The organism is Streptomyces sp. NBC_01235 (assembly GCF_035989285.1).
GTDB lineage: Bacteria > Actinomycetota > Actinomycetes > Streptomycetales > Streptomycetaceae > Streptomyces.
The window spans coordinates 4897935-4917819 of record NZ_CP108513.1 but is presented as its reverse complement, the minus strand read 5'-3'; the positions used below and the strand labels follow the sequence as shown (position 1 = coordinate 4917819).

Here is a 19885-nt window from a genome sequence, read left to right as displayed (position 1 = left end):
CTCCTGGTTGGGGGTACCGTGTCGCGCACAACAGGCCCGACCGGGAGCGCCGACACACCATGAGCACGCAGGACCGACTGACGCACATCGACGAGGCGGGCGCCGCCCGCATGGTCGACGTATCCGGCAAGGACGTGACCGCGCGCACCGCGCGCGCCAGCGGCCGTGTCCTCGTCTCACCCCGGGTGGTCGAGCTGCTGCGCGGCGAGGGGCTGCCCAAGGGCGACGCCCTCGCCACCGCGCGGATCGCGGGCATCATGGGCGCCAAACGCACCCCGGATCTCATCCCGCTCTGTCACCCGTTGGCGGTCTCCGGTGTGAAACTGGACCTGTCGGTCGCGGACGACGCCGTGGAGATCACCGCCACGGTGAAGACGACGGACCGCACGGGCGTCGAGATGGAGGCCCTCACCGCGGTCTCCGTCGCCGCGCTCACCGTGATCGACATGGTCAAGGCCGTCGACAAGGGAGCGGTGATCACGGACGTGCGCGTGGAGGAGAAGACGGGCGGCAAGTCGGGCGACTGGGGCCGGGCATGACAACCGATGCGTCGATCGGCGGCGCGCTGCTCGCGCCGTACGCCGCGCTGGTCGTGACCGCCTCCAACCGGGCCGCCGCCGGGGTCTACGAGGACCGGGGCGGCCCGCTGATCGCCGAGGGCCTCAAGGGCTTCGGCTTCGCCGTCGACGGGCCGCAGGTCGTCCCCGACGGGGACCCGGTGGAGGCCGCGCTGCGGGCGGGTGCCGAGGCCGGATACGACGTCATCGTGACCACCGGCGGCACCGGCATCTCGCCCACCGACGGCACGCCCGAGGCGACCCGCGCGGTGATCGACCGCGAGGTGCCCGGTATCGCCGAGGCGATCCGGGCGTACGGCCGGGAGAAGGTGCCGACCTCGGTGCTCTCCCGGGGCCTGGCCGGAGTGGCGGGCGGCACACTGATCGTCAACCTGCCCGGTTCCACCGGCGGGGTGAAGGACGGTCTCGCCGTCCTGGAGCCCCTGCTGATCCACGCCGTCGACCAGATCCGCGGTGGTGACCACCCCAGACCCGGGGCCAGTACGGGGGGTGCGAGCTGAACAGCGCATCCTGGCCCGTCGAACTGGCGGAGGGCGACATCGTCCTGCGGCCGATAAAGCTGCGCGACCAGCGGGCCTGGCGCGAGGTCAACCGGCGCAACCGGGACTGGCTGCGCCCCTGGGAGGCGACCATCCCGCCGCCCGCGCCCAGCGGGCCGATCGCACACCGGCCGACCTACCGTCAGATGGTCCGGCACCTGCGTGCCGAGGCGAACGCGGGGCGGATGCTGCCGTTCGTCATCGAGTACCAGGGGCGGCTCGTCGGGCAGTTGACGGTTGCCGGGATCACCTGGGGGTCGATGTGCTCCGGGCACGTCGGCTACTGGGTGGACGAGTCGGTGGCCGGCCGCGGGGTGATGCCGACGGCGGTGGCGCTCGTCGTGGACCACTGTTTCCGGAACGTCGGGCTGCACCGCATCGAGGTCTGCATTCGCCCGGAAAACGGCCCCAGCCGCCGGGTCGTGGAGAAACTCGGATTCCGTGAGGAAGGGCTGCGGCCGCGCTATCTCCACATCGACGGCGCCTGGCGCGACCATCTCGTCTTCGCGCTCACGGCGGAGGAGGTCCCGGAAGGCCTGCTGAGCAGGTGGCGGCGAGCGCGCTCGCAGAACGCGTCCAATTGAAAAAACGCGTCGAATAAACGTTCGAAAGTGATCGATTGATCGCACCGGTCGCAAAAAAAGCTCGAAATATCAGCCAGATCGTGCGACACACCGGCTCAATTGGCGGATGGCCTCACGTAAACCCCTCTACCGTGTGAGGCGTGAGCAGCAGCGGCCTCATCTATGCAGTCATTGTCGGGGCCTGGGCCGCCTACTTGGTGCCGATGTGGCTCCGTAGGCAGGACGAGCTGAACGAGGCCCGTCCGACAGAACGCTTCAGCACCGCCATCCGGCTGCTGTCCGGACGGGCGGGTATGGAGCGCCGGTACGCCAAGGACCTGCGGGCGCGCTCCACCGAGGAGGGGGAGCAGGGCGCCGACGTTCCGGACGCCGCCACCGACTCGGTGGACGTCCGGGCCTTCGCCATGCCTCCGACCCGCCCGCAGGTGAAGGCGCCGGTCCCGGAGCGAGCGCAGGAGCGGGGACAGGGACGCGGTCAGGAGCACGGTCCCGAGCGGGTTCAGGACCGAGGCCAGGAGCGAGGGCCGGGGCGTCCGGAGACGGCGCGCGACCCGGCGCGTGAACCGGCGCGCGATCCGGCGGCCAAGCCCGCGCGGGAACACCACGAACACCACGAACACCGCGAACAGCGCGAACAGGGTTCCGCGTCCGGTTCCGCACCCGCGCGCGAAGGGGGTGCTGCTCCGGCGGGCCGGCGCGTGCCGGTCGCACGGCGCACGACCTCCGCGCAGGCGTCCGCCGCGCGCGCACAGCGCTCGAAGTCGCTCGCACGCCGCAGGCGCACCACCATGATGCTCTTCCTCGCCTTCACGCTCGGCGCGATCGTCGCGGCGGTCGGCGGTCTCGCGTTCCTCTGGGCGCCCGGCGTGCCCGCCGTCCTGCTCAGCGCCTACATCGCGCACCTGCGCTCCCAGGAGCGTCGCCGCTTCGCCTACCAGATGGACCGCAGACGCGCCGAGGTCGCCGCGCAGCGGCTGCGGGAGCGTCAGCCGCGCCGGCGTGCGCCGGCCCCGGCGAACGCGTCCTCCGTCGATCCCGGCCCCGACGCCGGTGCAGAGGAGCCGCACGAGGGCCCCGAACCGGAGACCGACCCGGGCCTGCTGGCGCTCGCCGCGGACCGCAGGGCGCTCGTCGAGCAGACCGACCACGCGGAGTGGGTCGACCAGCAGCGCGAGCGCCAGCGCCGCCCCGGCCACGGCGAGAGCTGGGACCCGGTACCGGTACCGCTGCCGACGTACGTGACCGCGCCCGTCGCACCCCGGGCCACCTCCGACGTGGACCTCGGGGCGCCGGACGCCTGGAGCTCGGCCCGGTCGAGCTCGGTCGCGCCCGAGCAGGAAGCGGCGGACGCCGGGGACCCACCGGCCGGGGAGCCGGAAGAAGGAGACCACGCGGAGGACAGGGCGGCGGAGGGCGACGAGCGCAGCGACGCCCGGCGCGCGGCCTCCGCCCGGCGCTCACGCGAACGCGGACGCACCCCGCTGTTCGACCAGTACGAGGACGGCGAGCGACCCCGGGCCGCCAACGAATAGGGGCCCCGGCACCCCGGCACACCCTGCTCCCGGCCTCGGGGAACGGATTTCCAGGCAGGCTGATGGGGGTGCTAGAGTTTCACTCGTTGCAAGGGCCTGTGGCGCAGTCCGGTAGCGCACCTCGTTCGCATCGAGGGGGCCAGGGGTTCGAATCCCCTCAGGTCCACGCAGCTCAAAGCCCCGGTCGGGATCTCCCGACCGGGGCTTTGACATGCCGTACAGCAGCGAAGTACAGCAACTACTCCGGATCTTGCTTCCCAAGGTGCTTGCCCAGCTTGCGCAGCGCCCGGCGGGTGGCCTCCGACGGGACGTGCGTGTACACCTCCATCGTCACCGCGATCTTGCTGTGCCGAAGGATCTGCATCGCGACGCGGGGGTGCACGTCGAGGGCGGCGAGGAGCGAGCCGCAGGTGTGCCGAGTGTCGTGAAGCCGGATGCGGCGGACGTCGGCGCGGGCCGAGCGGTCCATGAACCGGCGGTTGAAGTTGCGGGGTTCGAACGGTGTGCCGTACCGCGTCGTGAACACGAAGTCGGAGTCCGACCACAGTTCGCCGGCCGCCTGCTTGGACAACTCCCGCTCCTTCTGGCGACGCTGGAGAGCCGCGATGCAGATCTCCGGGAGCGGCAGCACGGCTGTGGATGCCTCGGTCTTGGTCTCGTCGTGGACCAAGCGCCGGTTGATGCGCTGTAGCTGCATCCGCACCGAGATCTCACCGGCGTCCAGGTTCACGTTCTCCCAGGTGAGTCCGAGCACCTCGCCGCGCCGGAAGCCCAGGACCAGGATGAGCACGTAGGCCGCGTACAGCGGGTCATGGGCCGCGCTTGCCGCTTCGAGAAACTGTCGGGCCTCTTCGACCGACCACGGGTGCCGCTTCGTCTTTCGCGCCGACCGCACCTTGACCAGGCCGGCCACGTTCTTCGTGATCAGCTCTTCCGTCATGGCGTTGGTCAGGGCCGACCGGAGGACCGCGCGAGCGTCCTGCACCGTGCGACGGGACGGGATGCGCTCGCAGCAGTTACCGGCGGCGCAGCAACGAGGGGTGTCCCGCTTGGCGTCCAGGCCCTGGGTGCAGCACTGGCACTGTTCCAGGAGGGTGTTCACCCAGTTCCGCACGTCCCGCACGGTCAGCTTGTCGAGTCCCTTCGAGCCCAGCCCAGGCGCGATGTAGAGCCGGACGTGCATCGCGTACGTCTCAGCCGTCTTGGGCTTCAGGTCCGGCTGTACGACCTCCCGGAGCCACCGCGCGAGGTACTGGGCCAGCGTCGGCGAGGACGTGACCACCGGCCCTTGCTTGGCCTCGGCGTGCAACTTGATCCACTTGTCGTGGACCTCGTCCCGGGTCTTGCCGTACACGTACTTGCGCTTGCGGTCGCCCTCCGGGGTGGTCACCCAGACGTAGGCGGCGAAGCCGTTCTTGTACGGGTAGATCGAGCCCTCACCGTTGCCGCGCTTGCCGCTCATGCAGCCACCCCCTCAGGGGCGGAGGTGACGCGCTTGACGTGCTCGTCCACCCATTCCGGCAGGATGCGTCGATTGCGGCCGACCTTCACGGAGTGGATCTCTCTGGTAAGTACCAGCATCTTGGTCTTGGAGAGGCCGAAGCGGAGCAGGACCGCGACTTCCTCCGTGGTGTACCACTTCGGTTCGATGATGGTTGCGGTCATGCTGCTTGTTCCTCCCAGAGCAGTTCGTCTTGCAGGGCTTCGCGGGCGGTTTCGCGGTTGAGTTGGATGTCGCGGCGGATGTTGTCGGCGAGCCAGGTTTCGCCGGGGGTGTGGCCGTGGCCGGCGTAGGACCAGTGGGCGAGGGTCAGGGTGGTTGCCTCCGGGGCGGTGGGATCGGGCAGGCCGAGGGACTGGCGTTGCTGGGCGGCGCGGTAGTCGGCGCGGACCTTGCGGAGGGCGCCGAGGGTGGTGGAGTAGCGGCGGGACTTGGTGGAGAAGTGGCCGCGGAAGCCGAGCATGTGGGCCCAGTCGCGGAGCTTGCGGTCCGGGTAGAGCGGGTGGAGGTCGAGGCAGGCTTCGATGAGTCGGCGGGGGTGGTCGGCGACGTCGAGCAGGACCAGGGCCTCTTTGTTGCCGATGGGCCGGTCGACCGTGCCGGTGGTCTCGGCCGCCTTGGTGGCGTACTTGGCGACGTAGGAGGCCACTGCCTGTTCGGTGATCTCCTCGCCGTTGCCGAAGGCACCGATGGGCTGGACGTCGAGTTGGATGCCCCAGCGCAGGGTTCGGGCGGGCTGGTCACCGGCCGAGGCGACGTCGACCGCGACGCGGGCAGCGGCGGCGCGGATCGCTTCGGTAAGCAGGTCGAGGGTGGCCCAGGCCGGGGGTGGGGAGTCCGGTCCGTCGGGTCCGTCGAAGCGGATGACGGCGTGAAAGTGGACGGCACCGCGCTTCTGGTACTCGGCGACCTTGCCGAACGAGATGCGGGACGCCTCATGGGCCGCTTTCTGCGTGAGGCCGGCGCGGCGGGCGATCTCGCGGCGGAGGTAGATCGTGAAGTAGCGCCACAGATCGGAAGCGTGGTTGTTCCACAGCACCGCGCCCGCGTAGTCGTACGAGGACGGGTCGAGGGCGGTGCCGAGTTCGGGCGCGTCTTCGGGGTGGTGCTTGCCACAGCGGCAGGGGCGGTTACCGGGGCGGTTGTGGACGGGGCCGAAGGAGGGGGCGGTCAGGGTGGCGAAGACCCGAGGGTGATCCCGGATCGTGTGAGGGGTGCCTTTGGCGGGGTCGCCGACGAGTCCGGCGCGGATGAGGTGGTACGTGTCGCCCGCGTAGGTCCAGGCGCAGGAGGGGCAGCGGGAAGCACGGCGGTTGCCGCAGGCGACGCGGAGTCGGCGGCCGGGCTCGGCGTCGGTGCTGGCCAACATCCCGGCCAACACCGACGTCCAGATCATGCTCGCGCTGCTGCGGCAGGCCGGCTGGCAGCGCGCAGCCCGCCGATGAGCCCACCACTGCCGTCATCCTGCCCACCGAGAACCTGGGCGCGTCTCCCGCGCTGGCCCAAGCCGCGCACATCCGTGCCTCGTACTACCTGGTGCCTGCGCTCCTCGCCAGGCACGGCCAGGCACGGCTGCCGTGGCCCGGTGGCCCCTGATCGGAGCCTGGTGCTTCGCCGGCCTCCCCCACGCTCGGCTTCGCTCGCGCGGGGGGACCCCCATCTGCCCCGACGACGTCGCCGTCACGGGTGGCATGGACGTCGCCCCGCATCCGCACACCGGACTACAGACGGTGAGCTGGCTGTTCAGCTGCGAGATCGAGCACCGGGACAGTCTCGGAAGCCACGCGCTGGTACGACCGGGCGAGCTGAACCTCATGACGGGCGGGTACGGCATCAGCCACTCGGAGGTCTCGACCGCGCGAACCACGGTCCTGCACGGCGTCCAGCTGTGGGTGGCGCTGCCCGAACAGCACAGGTACGCGGAACGCGACTTCCAGCCCTACGTACCCGGCCCCGTACGGATCGCCGGGGCCGAGGTCAGGGTGGTCCTGGGCTCCTTCGCCGGGGATATAGCCCTCAGGCTGCCTCGGCGCCCTCGCCCCGCCGGAACGAGCCCGTCGACGACGGCACGAGCTTCCCTCGCTGCTGTCCCAGGCCGCTTTGATGCATCCACTCGGCCGTCTGCCATTCGCGGGGAGACATTCCGTACGCGGCGCGGAAGACGCGGCTGAAGTGGCTCGGGCTCACGAGGCCCCAGCGCCGGCCGACCGCCGCCACCGTGCGGAGCGGGCCCGTGGCCTGCGACAGATCCCGCCTGCACCTCTCCAGCCGATGCTGCAGGATCCAGCGGCTCACCGTGGTCTCTTCGTACTCGAAGAGCTTGTGGAGATACCGGACCGAGATGTGGTGCGCTGCCGCGATCACCTCGGGTGACATTCCGGGATCGGACAGATTCCGAACGATGTTCTCCTTGATCAGCGTCAGTATGGCGTTTGCCGATTCCGGCGCCTGCGGGTTCAGCTTTCCGGACCGCTCTTGGACGAGCAGCGCCAGGAGGTCCGTTGCGATGATGCCGAGCCTGCGTCGGACAGACACATCGAGGGCCTCCGTGCCTTGTGCCAGGCGCGTCAGGTACGTTGCCACCAATCCGCTGCTGCCTCCGCTGCTCGAGAAGACGGTGGCGGTCAGCGCCCGCAGGTCCTGCTCAGGCACTCGGAGATCCTTACGGGCCAGGTGAAACGCTGTGAAACTGAACCCCTCCGCCAGTTCCTTCCGGAAGGGTCGGCCGGAGTCGGACATCGCGAACTCGCCAGGCCGCATGAGGACCTGCCTGCCGTCCTGTTCGAGCGCGGCGGTCCCTCGGTGCTGAAGCGCGACAGTGATCCACTCCTCGCCGTCCTCGGCGATCAGGCGTGGAGTGCGGGTGACCACCTGTGGGCCTGCCCGCACCACAGACATCTGCAGGGATCCGAGCTGCTCGCTGGATATCGTTCCCGCCGAAGGCTCACGCTCGAGCAGCTTCACCTCGAGCGGTATGAACGTGTTCGAAACCATCTCGTGCCAACATTCCGCCCGCTGGGACGGAGGCAGCGGTGCGGTCGAGAGAACGACAGGCATGGGATCTCCTAGAAGGATGTGAGTGGATCAACTCGGCTGTCAGCCCAACTCCGTGTCCAGCCACTGGAGGACCTCTGGGGTCACCGGGTCGGTGATGTCACTGAACTCCCCATGCCTGGCCAGGTACTTGGCCACATAGGGACAGACCGGTACGACGCGCTTACCCGACCTGCGCACGTCGGTGAGTGCCTCATGGACCAGCTGCGCGGCCAGCCCCTGTCCGGCTAAGGCGTCGTCGACTTCCGTGTGGTAGAAGACCCGCTGCTCACCACGGTCGCGGTAGGCGGTCAGGCCGACGCGCTTTCCGTCGACGAGGATTTCGTAACGGTGCCTGTTGTCTCTCCGCTCGACGGTCGGAGCGGCGGAAGGCTGGGTCATTGGGATCCTTCTCGGTTGGTGCGGGGGCAGTTGCCGAAGATCAGCCGTCAGCCCGTTCGTTGGTGAGCGTCGAGTCGACGCCCGACGCTGCCACTGCCTGCCACTCGCTGGGGGACATGCCGTAGGCGTCCCGGAAGGTACGGCTGAAGTGCGATGCGCTGTTGAAGCCCCAGCGGTGCGCCACAGCGGCCACGGTTGTCCCTCGGTTCGACGTCCGACCCAGCTCACGTCTGCAGGAGTCGAGCCTCCGCTGCCGCACCCACTGGCTCACTGAGGTGCCGTCGTTCTGGAAGAGCTTGTGCAGGTAGCGGACGGAGATGTGGTGCGCGCGTGCGATCGATTCCGGTGACAGGTCCGGCTCCATCAGATGCTCTTCGACGAAGATCCGTATCCGGGACAGCATCTCGCTGCCGGCCTTCGACGCGCCGGACGTCTCCCCTCCCGCCTCCGTCTGGAGGAGTTCCATGACGAGGACGGCGAGGAGATCCACGGCGCTGCGGGCGAGCCGGTCACCGATCGGCGACCGGTGGAACTCCGCCTCGGCGGCGAGCGCGGACAGGAAGTCCGACACCAGCGCGCCCATGCCCTCGCCGTGCCGCACCGGCACACCCAGGACACGGTCCAGGTCCGACTCCGAAACGCCCAAGTAGCAGCGGGGTATACGGAAGAACGTCATCTGGCAGTCCTCGCCGAGCTGCAGGAAATGACGCCGAGCCGGATCACAGAAAACAACGTCACTCGGCTCCAGGAAAACCTTGTTCCCGGCCCAGGTGGTCGCGACCGACCCACGGACATTCATTCCCACGTACAGGAATTCACCAGCACCGTCGTCGGGCATTCCGGAAAGAACCCGAATAAATCCGGGATCAGAAGGAAAAAGAGGATCGGGCGCTTGGCCACCCCCCGCTTTGGGGACACGTGTCATCAATGACTGGACCATAAGAACTCCAACCGAATGTTCATCCAGCGGCCGAAGCCTGAAATTCAGCTTCCTGCGCCAGGAACTTCTCCACCACGGAATTGAAGGCGACGTGGTTTTCGAGGAAAGGAAAATGCGAGCTTGCCACCTCGGTCGGGAAGACGTGAAGTCGTGCATCCGGAATCTGCTCGGCGATGAAGCGCTGCGAATCGGGATTCACGTGGCTTGTCGGCACATCGATTCCGGGAAGGACATCGCGCCAGTCCTGTGCACAGTGGTCGAACAGCAGAGGAACGTCGGCACAGGGCGGCGTCGATGTGATCTGCTCGGCGGGAAGGCCGGCATTTTGGGGTCCGGGTCGCCGGAGAACATGCCGCGCACTCTTTGGCGCGTCTTCTCACCGTCCGGGCCGGCGAGCGCCGCACCGAGTTCCATGAGTCCCGCCACGTCGAAGATGGCGCCGGAGTCCGGTTGCTCCTCGACCGTCATCCAGGGAACGGCCGCAACGGCCGCGGGCTGGTCGACGGCGACGAACCGTCGGATCCGGCCGGTGCCGTACTGGTCCATGAAGCTCCACCACTCCGAGACGTCCATAAGCTGGTCCAGCGTCGAACCGGTCAAGGTGGAGCTGGTCGACGAGTTCGACCACATCGCGCGCCAGGCGGGCGATGCGGTATCCGTGGTGCGGTTTGCCGGACAGTCCGTGGCCGCGCGGATCCAGTATGACGACCCGGCGGGACGGGGACAGGCCGCTGAGCTGGTGCCGGAACATCTCCTGTGTCTGCCCCCCAGCCGTGGAGCATGACCAACGGGACGCCGTCGCCTCCACTGTCGCGGTACTCGTCCGGGACGACGAGTCTCCACAGCACCGGTTCGGAGCTGATCACCACCGGTACCGGTGGTGTGTCCGTCTCTCGTCCCGAATCCAGAAGGAGCTTGCGCCGATCCTCTGACCCATGGCCCACCGACTGATCGCGCGGGCCGGTCGAATTCTGGCTCATCGAGTGTCCTCCTCTGCATTCGAGCGGCCCCTGTTTGTGGGGGATGTCGGGTATCTCCCCGGAACGGAGCCAAATCTAGAAGGGACCCTTCCGCATGTGTTGACGGAGAGCGCACAGATTTTTATCCGACGCCGACTGGCTGACGCCGGATGCGCGCGGCCCCGGAAGGGGGAGGTGGCGGCCAAGCGACAGGGCGGTCGGCGATCACCACCCGGATCCACCCCGCAAGGCTCCGCCCCTGACGTTCACGGCACCGCCCGCAGCCGGAGGCGCCGCAGCCCCGGACGGCCCACGGGAACGGCCCCCGCCGCAGCACCACCGCCCGGCGCGGCGGCGCCGGCCGTGACCCTGGCGGAGCGGACCGCCGATCTCCAGCGGCTGAAGGCGGAGTACGACAACTACCGCTCACGCGCCCACCGCGACCGGCTGGCGATCCGCGAGATCGCCGTGGCGAACGTCCTCAGCCGCCTCCTTCCCGTCCTCGACGCGGTCGCCGAGGCCGCCAAGCACGGCGAGCTGACCGACGGCTTCCGCCACGTCGCCGAGGCCCTGGAGACGGAGCTGGCCGGACTGGGCCTGGACGACCTTCGGCGCGGCGGGCGATCCCTTCGACCCCCGTATCCACAAGGCCGTCGCTTGCCTCCCCTCCGACCGGGCCGACCGCCCCGTCTGCACGGAGGTCGTGCGCCCGGGCCACCGCGTAGGCAGCCAGTTCCTCCGCCCGGCGGAGGTGACGGTCACGGGGCCATCGACGACACGGCCCTGATCCTCCGGTAGCAGCCGGGGTGGCATGGTGTGCCGACGGGTCACCCCGCAGGGGCCTCGGCGCACCGGCAGGGCACGCCGTCGGCCAGGCCGCTCCGGCAGCAGGCGGCCGTCCCGGAGGCGTGGTGCTCCTCCCGGGACAGCCAGGCCGCCCGGTCAGCCGCTGTGTACGCAGCGCAAGATCGTGCTACGGGCTCACGGCAACCGGTTTGCGGCGCGGAATCAGCCCGTCGCATCGGCGTCGTGGGCCGCCGCCCGCCATGAGCTGGGGGACATGCCGTAAGCCGCCCGGAAAGCCCGGGTGAACTGGGCGGGATGGGAGAAGCCCCAGCGCTGTGCGATCGCTGACACGCCGGGACCGGATGGCCCGCCGCGGCCGAGTTCGTCACGGCACTTCTCCAGACGGCACCGTTGGATGAGCCGACCGACGGTCAGTTCCTCGTCCTGGAAGAGCTTGTGCAGATAGCGCACAGAGAGGTGGTGGGCGCGGGCGATCGATTCCGGTGTCAGGTCCGGGTCGGCGATATTCTCCAGGATGAAGGACTTGATCCGTCCGAGCAGCGCAGGGCGGGCGCCTTCGGTGTCGCCGCCCTGATGGTGCGGAAGCTGCTCGGCGACCAGGCCGGCAAGGAGGTCCATGGCCTTGCCCGCGAGCCGCTCGCCGACCTCGGGCTCCCAGTCCGCTCCTCCAGCGGCGAGTTCGGAAAGGAAGGACGACACCAGCGCGCCCAGCCCCTGGTCGCCGCGGACGGTCGCACCCGTCAGGCGCCGCAGGTCGGGGTCGCTCAGTCCCAGGGCATGACGTGGCACGACGAAGCACACGAGCCGCCCTTCGGAGCGCACGTCGAACGGACGGGCCGCCTCGAAGATCACGAAGTCTCCCGCCGTCAGGGCGACCTCCCGGTTGCCTTGGGTGATCGCCCCCGCCCCCCGGTGCTGCAGGGCGACCACGAACCCTGACTCGCCGCGCTGGATGTCACCCGCGCCGTCCATCCGCCGGTCGGCGGTGCCGTCCACCGTGAAAATCTCCACGTACCCGACGTGGCGGGAGGCGCCCTCGGCAAAAATGTTGATCATGGACATCTGATTCCGTCCTCCCGTGCGGGACACCTCAGGTCTTATGACTCACGCCGCCCCTTCCTTGCCCTAAGAAGCGTGATACGTGATATCGCAGCCCGAAAAAAGGGGTGTTCCACCATGTGAGCCAGGGATTCCCGGCCGGGAAGGGTGACACCCTCCGCACGTCATCACTGGGCGCAGGAGCCGGGCCGACCGACCCGGAACGAGCGACGCACACTCGGTCGGCTGCGTAAAGATGACGCAAAGCAAAGAACCCATTCAGCGTTCGCCGAGGCCATCGGCGGCCCGGAAACGCAGAGCGATGCGCACCAATCGCGCCACAGCAAGCCCCTGTGGAGTCACCATGGCCGTCCATGTGTCCACGGGGGCCCGGGCCTCTTCGCCGACGTCGTGATGCAAGCGAATCGCCTCCACGCCATCGGCTTTCCGGAGGGGCCGCGGGCTCGAAGCAGCGGTGCCGAACAGCCGGCCGGCGCCGTGGAGGCAGATGACCACCGGCAGGGTGACCGTCGCGCCGGCTGGGCGGACGATACGGGCCGTGACCGATCCGGTGGGCCCACCCTGCACGGTCACCGACTCCTCGTCGACCTCAGGCTTGCTGTCCTCCCCTGGAGGGGCGTGGAACGCCTGGCTCTGACTGTGCCCGGCCAGGTGGCGGCGCCTCCTGCCGCCGTCCCGGGAAATCGCCGGAGTGGCTGATCGCGCGCCACTCACGGGGCGACACCCCGTAGGCCGCCCGGAAAGCGTGGCTGAAGTGGGCCGCACTGGTGAACCCCCAGCGCCGTGCCACCTCACCCACCGCAGGCACACGAGGGCCACTTCGCCCCAGCTCGCGGTGGCATTCCTCAAGCCTGCGGCGCAGTATCCACCGGCCCACTGTGGTGCCCTGCCTCTGGAAGAGCCTCTGCACATGCCGCGTGGAGACGTGGTGTGCCCGGGCGATCGACTCGGCCGACAGACCGGGATCGGCCAGGTGCCGGTTGATGAAGGACCGGACCCGCAGATGCAGCACGCGCTGGGCTGCGTCGACGTCGAACCTGTCGTGCCCGAGCCGTTCGGCCGTGAGGGTGGCGAAGAGGGCGGTCGCGTTGCGTGCGACCTCCTCGCCGGCTTCGGGAGTGTACGAGTCCGCGGTGTCGACAATCCGTGACAGGAAGGACGACATCAGCCTGCCCAGTCCCTCGTCCCCCCGGACGACCGATCCCGTGATGCGGTACAGATCGGAATCCGGCACCGCCAGGGCGCGCCTCGGCAGCACGAACGTCGCGATCTCCAGAGATTCGCCGTACTGCGCCGTAACAGGAATGCTGGTGGCGAAAAGGGTGAAATCGCCCGGCCGCAGGGAGATGGCGTCCCGGCCGTCCTGCAAGAACGCGGACGCTCCCCTGCGTTGCAGGCCGATGAAGACGTATTCGTCAGGATCGTGCGAGATCATTCTCCGGGTGCGGCTGACCTGGTACGGCTCGGCGAGCAGATTGGACACCTGGAGCGGGCCGAGCCGGTCGCTGGTGAGGGATGCCGAGAACGGCCTCGGCCCTTCCGGAATGGTGATGGCATTGCGGAGGTATGCCTGCGCCAGCGCGTCGGCGAAGAAGGCGGCACGGTCGCGGACCGGTACTGACTCCGTGGATATGTGGACGGTCATGGCGACTCCGTCGGACATGCCGCGGCGCGGCGACAGTGCGGAGCGACCGGTCACCACGTGCGGCGGTTCGCCGATCGCCACCCCCCGGGAACGGAAAGCTACTTTGTCGGCGAGTTCCCTGTCACCCAAAGGCCGGGCATACGTCGGATGACCCTTTCCCTGCCAGCGCCGAGAACGGTGTTCTCTTTCCGGCTTCTGCACCAAAGGAATCGCCATTGCCGATACCGGAATTGACCCGCAGCTTCCGGCTGTCACGCGAGAGAAACCACCGTGCGCGGGGCAGTTCCGGCCTTGGTGAAGATTTTACACAAGTGCGCCCCGCCGTGCAGGGCGGGACGTTCACCACAGCCACACCCGAACCGCGAAGTAACCTCATGGTCGCTGCTGCCGCAACGGCTCCTCGCCAAACCGGCGCGGGGGGAACGAGCTCACCCGATGAGGACCAGCGGGGGCTGACCGCCCTGTTAGAAATTGCTGATCGCCAGCGCACGTCACTGCGCTACTCGCACGCTCGCGAGACGTGCTTCGCTCGGCGGCACCGCAACCTGCTGCGTAGTGGGGTCGAAGAGGGGCCGGCGCCCGGTTCCCGCTCAAGAGCCCGCGTCATGCCGACACGGCGGAGTGACGTGTGCAGCCGCAGGGTCGTCGGTGTGCAGCCGAGGGGCTCTGTCACCGGGACGACGGCCTCCGACGGCGCCGAGGTGCTGATGTGGGAAATGCACGCGGCCATCGCCATGGCCTGACAACCCACAGACCCGGCAACGCCGTTCCCGCTGACCTGGCGGGGTGTCGACGCGGCGAGGCGGATCAGGATCCGCCTCGCCGAGCCGAAAGGGACGAACGGGCGACGCGTGCCGGGCGACACCAGGGGCGAGGCCGAAACCCGGACTGTGATGGGAGTCGTACGCCGAGCCGGGACCGGATGGGCTGATCTCGTCAGCCAGTCGGTGGGGGACAAGAAAAGGTGCGCTCTCCGTCAACACGTGCGGAACGGATCCTTCTAGATTCGGCTGCAATTCAGGGCTGCTTCTGGATTCGGCAAAGGGCGCGGATGATCGCCGCTTTCCTCAAACGGACGTGCCAAGCCGTGCCGATCGGTACGGAGCACCGCCACCTCGACCTCGACCATCTCGCGTGTCGCCTCATCCAAGACCTCGGCCGTGTCCGTACTGGAACGAAAGCCGTCATGGGCATCTTCAACCGAAACCGCACACAAGGCACCAATCGAACGGAGACCGCAGCTGTGAGTACCCCCGTCAAGCTCGCCGTCATCTACTACTCCGCCACCGGCACGGTCGCCACGATCGCAAAGGAGATCGCCGAGGCCGCGGAGAAGGCCGGCGCCGAGGTCCGCCTGCGCAAGGCCGCCGAGCTGGCCCCGCAGGCCGCGATCGACTCCAACGCCGCCTGGGCCGCCAACGCCGCCGCCACCGCCGACATCTCCGTTGTGACCCCCGACGACATGGAGTGGGCCGACGCGGTGATCTTCGGGTCCCCCACCCGCTTCGGCAACGTCGCCTCGCAGCTCAAGCAGTTCATCGACACCCTCGGCGGCCTGTGGGCCCAGGGCAAGCTGGCCGACAAGGTGTACAGCGGCTTCACCTCCACCGCCACCGCCCACGGCGGGCAGGAATCCACCCTCCTCGCGCTGTACAACTCCGTCCACCACTTCGGCGGCATCGTCGTGGCCCCCGGCTACACCGACCCCGCCAAGTTCGCCGACGGCAACCCGTACGGCACCTCTCACGTCGACGCCCAGGGCAACAACCCGGTCGACGACACCACCCTCAACGCCGCCCGCGTCCAGGCCGAGCGCGTCGTAAAGATCGCTTCTGGCCTCAAGGTCGGCCTCGCCGCCGCCTGAGCCGGCCGCTTCTCCGGAAGTGCCCCGAGATCCGGTCCGCCGGCCGCACAGGGGAGTGCGGCCGACGGCCGTCACGGCAAGCACAAGCGCCCCGCCCGGCAACCCGGTGCAGGGAGGGCCACGGCGGCAGCCAACGGCCCTGGCTCGTCCCGTCCCGCCCACATCCGCCGAAGCCCGCCGGCGGCATCCGGCTGCCGGCCAGCGAACCGCCAGACGTCCCCAAGGGACCACATTCCCGGGTTCACGCCTGAGCGGGCACCGGGCGCCGTGCTCACCACTGCCTCCGCCCACGTGTCTGCACCGGCGCACGCGAGTGGGATCCCCCCCAAGGTGCCACGCAGCCACAGCCGGCCCAATCCTGACGTGCCGGGAAAGGCACGAAGAAAGAGGTCTCGTGATGAGCGGACCGGTCACCACGGCCGACGCGTCTGCCGATCAGGCCGACACCGGCCGCCCCGCCCCGCCCTGCCTGGAGGTGAGCGACAGCCATGAGGCGACGGTCGGCGCGGTGCGCGTGCGCCGGGCCCTGCCACGCCGGGGCCGCCGAACGGTGGGCGCCTGGTGCTTCGCCGACCACATGGGACCGGCCGACGTCACCGAGAACAGCGGCCTGGACGTCGGCCCGCACCCCCACATCGGCCTGCAGACCGTCACCTGGCTGACCGACGGCCAGGTCCTGCACCGCGACAGCCTCGGCTCCGAACAGGTCATCAAGCCCGGTCAGCTCAACCTGATGACCTCCGGTCACGCCGTCTCCCACGCGGAGGAGGCGACCGGCCACTACCGCGGCACCCTGGAAGGCATCCAGATGTGGATCGCCCTTCCGGAGAGCACCCGGCACGGCGCAGCAGCCTTCGAGCACCATGCGGAGCTGCCGCAGACCGACGTCGACGGCGGCGCCGGCGCCGCGACCGTCCTGGTCGGCGACTTCGGCAGCCTGAGCAGCCCGGCCCGCCACGACACCCCACTCGTCGGCATCGAGCTGAACCTGCACGCACCGGCCACGGTGCCGCTGCGCCCCGACTGGGAGTATGCGCTCGTCGTCCTTCAGGGCGCCGTGGCCGTCAACAGCCGGCCCCTGCATCCAGGGCGCCTCGGCTACCTCGGCGAAGGACGAGACGAACTCCTCCTGGATGTCCGGAAACCCACCCGGGTCATGCTCCTGGGCGGCGAGCCCTTCCCCGAACCCGTCATCATGTGGTGGAACTTCGTCGGCCGCAGCCGCGAGGAGATCGACGCCGCCTACGCCTCCTGGGCCCGCCAGGACGACCGCTTCGGACGTGTGGAATCCTCCCTTCCCCTCATCCCGGCCAAGGCGCCCTACTGGCAGCAGGCTCCGGGGGACCGATGAGCACGCCCAGTACCAGCACCAGCACCCGGGTATGGATCGACAAGCAGAGTCCGCAGGCGTACCGGGCTCTGGGCGAGACCGCGCAGGCAGTACGTGAGACCGCTCGCGCGGCCGGGCTCGACCGGACTCTGGTCGAGCTGGTCAACATCCGGGTCTCCCAGCTCACCGGCTGCGCCTACTGCCTGGACGTGCACGTGCGTACCGCCCTGCGCCAAGGCGAGACCACCCAGCGCATCGCCGTCCTGTCCGCCTGGCGCCACACCGACCTGTTCACCGACCAGGAGCGGGCCGCACTCGCCCTCGCCGAATCTGTCACGACACTCCCGGACGCCCGCATCCAGGACCAGGACTACGCCGAAGCAGCCAGGCATCTGACGCCGGAGCAGATCTCCGCCGTGGCCTGGGGCGCCATCACCATGAACGCCTTCAACCGGCTGTCGATCGTCAGCCGTCACCCCATCCCGCCTCAAGCGACTGCAGCACCACGCACATCCCGGGCGAAAACCACGCAGGAGAACACGGCATGACCACCAGCACCCGCGACAACCCCGCCGAGAACCGCTACGAAATCCACGACGACGGCCGCCTGGCAGGGTTCTCGGCCTACAAACTCACTGAAGGCAGGGTCGCGTTCACCCACACCGAGACCCTCCCGGAGTTCGCCGGCCGAGGCATGGCCCGGCAACTGGTCACCGACGCACTCGATGATGTCCGCCGCCGCGGATTGGCCGTCCTGCCGTTCTGCCCCTACATGCGCAAGGTCATCGCCCAGAACCCCGACGCATACCTGGACCTCGTCCCCGAGGAGCACCGGGACTACTTCGGGCTCCCTCACACAGAGACGGCGTGATGGAGGGGAAACGGTCGCCCGCTGCAAGGACGGTGATGGTCGCGCTGACCGCCCTCACGATCGTTGCCGCGGCAGTGTCAGTCGTTCTGCCGAGGTGACCCACCCGGGGATCAAGCCGGCGTTCGACGCAGGGTGCGGCCGGCGAGTCCGACGGCAGAGGGCCGGCGGCTCAGGTGCGCCCACCGCCAACCGCCCTCGTTCGGCCGCCGCTGAACCCTCTTCCCTGTGCTCCTGCAATGGCGCCGTTCCTCCAGAGCTCGCTTCCAGGGCTCGGCAACTCGTCAGCCACGGAGAGGGGCCTCCCGGCGACTCCGATCGGGCGGCGTGCCCATAGCGTGCCCGTAAGACCGGTCAACCACGGTCAACAGCGGTGCGATCCCGCTCTCTCGGGCGTCGCGCCGAAGCCTGTGGGGCTTCAGCCTTCGAGGGCGGGGTAGTCGGTGTAGCCGCGGTGGTCCCCGCCGTAGAACGTGGTGGCGTCGGGCTGGTTGAGGGGGGCGTTGTCCTGCCAGCGCCGTACCAGGTCGGGGTTGGCGATGAAGGCTCTGCCGACGGTGACGAGGTCGGCCTGACCGGTTTCGACGAGGCCGCGGGCGATTGTGGCGTCCGTGACCGGGTCCCAGCCGTTGCTGACGATGCGCGGGCCGCCGAAGCGGGCGGTGAGGTCCTTCAGGAGCGGACTGGTCGGGTCTCCGATGGTGTGCAGATAGGCCAGTCCCATCGGTGCGAGGGCGTCGATCAGCGCCTGGTAGGTGGCGGCGGTCTCGGCCGGGTCGTTCTCCAGGGCTCCGTGGAGGTTGATCCCGGGAGAGATCCGGATGCCGACTCGTTCGCTGCCGATCGTCTCGGCGAGGGCCTTGACGACCTCGATGACGAATCGGGCGCGAGCCCGGGCGGTGCCGCCGTAGGCGTCGGTGCGCTGGTTGGTGGTGGGGGCGAGGAACTGGTGGGGCAGGTAGCCGTTGGCGGCGTGCAGTTCGACGCCGTCGAGGCCCGCGTCGACGGCCGCCCGGGCCGCCAGTGCGAACTCCTGTACGACGGATGGGATTTCATCGGTTCGCAAAGCGCGGGGCGTGGGGTGGGGCTGAGGTCCGTTGGGGGTGAAAATGTCGCCGGGGAAGGCGAGGGCGCTGGGGGCTACGGTTTCCGCTCCGTGCTTGTTGTCCGGGTGTCCGATGCGCCCGGCGTGCATAAGCTGGGCGACGATGTGGCCGCCTCGGCTGTGTACGGCGTCGGCGACCCTGGACCATCCTTCGATCTGCTGGAAGGTGTGCAGGCCGGGGGAGTTCAGGTAGCCCTGGCCTGCCGCGCTGGGCTGAACGCCCTCGGTGATGATCAGGCCCGCGGTGGCCCGCTGTGCGTAGTACGTCGCCATGATGTCCGTCGGTACGCCGTCGGCGGTGGCCCGGTTGCGTGTCATGGGTGCCATGACGATGCGGTTGTTCAGCGTCCACTTGCCGACGGTCATCGGCTCGAACAGGTCTGGCATGGAAGGTCTCTCCTTGTGGGGTGGTGCTGCGCCGCACCGATGCCGTGGTGCGGTCGATTCGTGCGACCGGGTGAGGCCAGGAGAGTGCGACCCCACCCGCCCCGTTTGCAAGGAATCATGCTGGTTCAGCAAGATGGGGGGATGGACGAGCTGAACGACGTGCTCGCGGCTGTGGGCCCCCGCCTGCGCGAACTGCGCCGCAAGCGCGGCATCACCCTGGCCGCCCTGGCCGAGACCACCGGCATCTCGGAGAGCACGCTCTCCCGGCTGGAAAGCGGTGGACGCAAACCCAACCTGGAGCTGCTGCTCCCGCTCGCCCACGCCTACGGCGTGCCCCTGGACGAACTCGTCGGCGCTCCGCAAACCGGCGACCCCCGCGTGCACCTGCGCCCCGTGACCCGCGGCGGCGTGACATACGTGCCGCTCACCCGCCGCGCCGGAGGCCTGCACGCCCATAAACTCGTCGTCCGCCCCAGCGTCGGCGAGCCCGACCTGAAGACCCACGAGGGCTATGAGTGGGTCTACGTCCTCAACGGCCGCCTGCGCCTCCTCCTCGGCGACCGCTCCCTCGTCCTGGCCCCCGGCGAGGTGGCGGAGTTCGACACCCACCTCCCGCACTGGCTCGGTCCCGAGGACGACCAGCCGGTGGAACTCCTCGTCATCTTCGGACAGCAGGGCGAGCGCGCCCATTTGCGCGCCCGCCCCAGCTGATCCCAGCAGCCCGCGCCAGGACCCAGGACCGGATGGTCCAC

At 69.2% G+C, this 19885-nt stretch carries 23 protein-coding genes, 1 tRNA gene and 1 pseudogene; 13 read left to right on the top strand and 12 right to left on the bottom strand.

What is annotated here, in order from left to right:
- The first annotated feature begins 59 nt into the window (after positions 1 to 59).
- The 5 genes from moaC (at position 60) to OG289_RS21710 (ending at position 3399) form a co-directional block, all read left to right on the top strand.
- Positions 60 to 539, top strand: coding sequence for a cyclic pyranopterin monophosphate synthase MoaC (gene moaC / locus OG289_RS21730; RefSeq protein WP_327315695.1), 480 nt, complete (start codon positions 60 to 62; stop codon positions 537 to 539).
- Entirely contained in the window at positions 536 to 1078 is a 543-nt protein-coding gene (locus OG289_RS21725; RefSeq protein WP_327315694.1) for a MogA/MoaB family molybdenum cofactor biosynthesis protein, read from the top strand. Before moaC ends, OG289_RS21725 begins: the two co-directional genes overlap by 4 nt.
- Positions 1075 to 1701, top strand: coding sequence for a GNAT family N-acetyltransferase (locus OG289_RS21720; protein WP_327320763.1), 627 nt, complete (start codon positions 1075 to 1077; stop codon positions 1699 to 1701). The genes OG289_RS21725 and OG289_RS21720 overlap by 4 nt, the downstream gene beginning before the upstream one ends.
- Positions 1702 to 1841: 140 nt before the next feature.
- The gene (gene sepX / locus OG289_RS21715) at positions 1842 to 3233 is read left to right on the top strand and encodes a divisome protein SepX/GlpR (RefSeq protein ID WP_327315693.1); all 1392 of its coding nucleotides are present in this window, start codon (positions 1842 to 1844) and stop codon (positions 3231 to 3233) included.
- A 92-nt stretch (positions 3234 to 3325) separates the two neighbouring features.
- Positions 3326 to 3399 (top strand) — tRNA-Ala (locus tag OG289_RS21710).
- 72 nt (positions 3400 to 3471) lie between these two features.
- Here the strand turns inward: OG289_RS21710 and OG289_RS21705 are convergent.
- From OG289_RS21705 to repSA, 3 genes are read right to left on the bottom strand one after another with little or no spacing between them, the layout of a single operon-like run.
- Positions 3472 to 4695, bottom strand: coding sequence for a site-specific integrase (locus OG289_RS21705; RefSeq protein ID WP_327315692.1), 1224 nt, complete (start codon positions 4693 to 4695; stop codon positions 3472 to 3474).
- A complete protein-coding gene (locus OG289_RS21700) occupies positions 4692 to 4898 on the bottom strand; it encodes an excisionase family DNA-binding protein (RefSeq protein ID WP_327315691.1) in 207 nt (68 codons plus the stop codon). Before OG289_RS21700 ends, OG289_RS21705 begins: the two co-directional genes overlap by 4 nt.
- Positions 4895 to 6130 carry a replication initiator protein RepSA gene (gene repSA, locus OG289_RS21695; protein ID WP_327315690.1) on the bottom strand — a complete coding sequence of 412 codons (1236 nt, stop codon included), beginning with the start codon at positions 6128 to 6130 and terminating at the stop codon, positions 4895 to 4897. Before repSA ends, OG289_RS21700 begins: the two co-directional genes overlap by 4 nt.
- A 181-nt stretch (positions 6131 to 6311) precedes the next feature.
- Here repSA and OG289_RS21690 point away from each other — a divergent pair.
- Positions 6312 to 6743, top strand: a pseudogene (locus OG289_RS21690) (pirin family protein); the annotation flags it as partial.
- Positions 6744 to 6750: 7 nt separating this feature from the next.
- Here the strand turns inward: OG289_RS21690 and OG289_RS21685 are convergent.
- The 5 genes from OG289_RS21685 to OG289_RS21665 form a co-directional block, all read right to left on the bottom strand.
- Complete coding sequence (locus OG289_RS21685) at positions 6751 to 7728, bottom strand: helix-turn-helix domain-containing protein (protein ID WP_442819091.1); 978 nt, start codon at positions 7726 to 7728, stop codon at positions 6751 to 6753.
- Positions 7729 to 7830: 102 nt separating this feature from the next.
- Positions 7831 to 8169 carry a GNAT family N-acetyltransferase gene (locus OG289_RS21680; RefSeq protein ID WP_327315688.1) on the bottom strand — a complete coding sequence of 113 codons (339 nt, stop codon included), beginning with the start codon at positions 8167 to 8169 and terminating at the stop codon, positions 7831 to 7833.
- Positions 8170 to 8209: 40 nt separating this feature from the next.
- A complete protein-coding gene (locus OG289_RS21675; protein ID WP_327315687.1) occupies positions 8210 to 9007 on the bottom strand; it encodes a helix-turn-helix domain-containing protein in 798 nt (265 codons plus the stop codon).
- 121 nt (positions 9008 to 9128) lie between these two features.
- The gene (locus tag OG289_RS21670) at positions 9129 to 9308 is read right to left on the bottom strand and encodes an alpha/beta fold hydrolase (protein WP_327315686.1); all 180 of its coding nucleotides are present in this window, start codon (positions 9306 to 9308) and stop codon (positions 9129 to 9131) included.
- A gap of 177 nt (positions 9309 to 9485) precedes the next feature.
- Complete coding sequence (locus OG289_RS21665) at positions 9486 to 9860, bottom strand: alpha/beta fold hydrolase (RefSeq protein ID WP_327315685.1); 375 nt, start codon at positions 9858 to 9860, stop codon at positions 9486 to 9488.
- 571 nt (positions 9861 to 10431) lie between these two features.
- Between OG289_RS21665 and grpE the strand changes: the two genes are divergently transcribed.
- On the top strand, positions 10432 to 10866 hold the full coding sequence (gene grpE / locus OG289_RS49715; RefSeq protein ID WP_442818930.1) for a nucleotide exchange factor GrpE: 435 nt from the start codon (positions 10432 to 10434) through the stop codon (positions 10864 to 10866).
- 210 nt (positions 10867 to 11076) lie between these two features.
- Here grpE and OG289_RS21650 read toward each other — a convergent pair whose 3' ends face one another.
- The 3 genes from OG289_RS21650 to OG289_RS21640 all read right to left on the bottom strand — a co-directional run bounded on the left by OG289_RS21650 (position 11077) and on the right by OG289_RS21640 (position 13834).
- Positions 11077 to 11937: a helix-turn-helix domain-containing protein gene (locus OG289_RS21650; protein WP_327315684.1), complete on the bottom strand. Its 861-nt coding sequence runs from the start codon at positions 11935 to 11937 to the stop codon at positions 11077 to 11079.
- 255 nt (positions 11938 to 12192) lie between these two features.
- Positions 12193 to 12507, bottom strand: a complete 315-nt coding sequence (locus OG289_RS21645; protein ID WP_327315683.1) for a hypothetical protein — start codon at positions 12505 to 12507, stop codon at positions 12193 to 12195.
- Positions 12508 to 12523: 16 nt separating this feature from the next.
- Positions 12524 to 13834 carry a helix-turn-helix domain-containing protein gene (locus OG289_RS21640; protein ID WP_327315682.1) on the bottom strand — a complete coding sequence of 437 codons (1311 nt, stop codon included), beginning with the start codon at positions 13832 to 13834 and terminating at the stop codon, positions 12524 to 12526.
- 350 nt (positions 13835 to 14184) lie between these two features.
- On the opposite strand from OG289_RS21640, the gene OG289_RS21635 reads away from it, so the two are divergent.
- From OG289_RS21635 to OG289_RS21615, 5 genes are all read left to right on the top strand, one after another.
- Positions 14185 to 14322 carry a hypothetical protein gene (locus tag OG289_RS21635; protein WP_327315681.1) on the top strand — a complete coding sequence of 46 codons (138 nt, stop codon included), beginning with the start codon at positions 14185 to 14187 and terminating at the stop codon, positions 14320 to 14322.
- Between the two features lie 500 nt (positions 14323 to 14822).
- Complete coding sequence (gene wrbA, locus OG289_RS21630) at positions 14823 to 15443, top strand: NAD(P)H:quinone oxidoreductase (RefSeq protein WP_327315680.1); 621 nt, start codon at positions 14823 to 14825, stop codon at positions 15441 to 15443.
- A gap of 397 nt (positions 15444 to 15840) precedes the next feature.
- Complete coding sequence (locus OG289_RS21625; RefSeq protein ID WP_327315679.1) at positions 15841 to 16794, top strand: pirin family protein; 954 nt, start codon at positions 15841 to 15843, stop codon at positions 16792 to 16794.
- Positions 16791 to 17321, top strand: coding sequence for a carboxymuconolactone decarboxylase family protein (locus OG289_RS21620; protein WP_327315678.1), 531 nt, complete (start codon positions 16791 to 16793; stop codon positions 17319 to 17321). Before OG289_RS21625 ends, OG289_RS21620 begins: the two co-directional genes overlap by 4 nt.
- Positions 17318 to 17644 (top strand): GNAT family N-acetyltransferase, encoded by a 327-nt coding sequence (locus tag OG289_RS21615; protein ID WP_327315677.1) that lies wholly within the window; start codon positions 17318 to 17320, stop codon positions 17642 to 17644. Before OG289_RS21620 ends, OG289_RS21615 begins: the two co-directional genes overlap by 4 nt.
- 415 nt (positions 17645 to 18059) lie before the next feature.
- On the opposite strand, the gene OG289_RS21610 is transcribed toward OG289_RS21615, so the two are convergent.
- A complete protein-coding gene (locus tag OG289_RS21610; RefSeq protein WP_327315675.1) occupies positions 18060 to 19133 on the bottom strand; it encodes an alkene reductase in 1074 nt (357 codons plus the stop codon).
- A gap of 141 nt (positions 19134 to 19274) precedes the next feature.
- On the opposite strand from OG289_RS21610, the gene OG289_RS21605 reads away from it, so the two are divergent.
- On the top strand, positions 19275 to 19844 hold the full coding sequence (locus OG289_RS21605) for a helix-turn-helix domain-containing protein (RefSeq protein ID WP_327315674.1): 570 nt from the start codon (positions 19275 to 19277) through the stop codon (positions 19842 to 19844).
- Positions 19845 to 19885 lie beyond the last annotated feature (41 nt).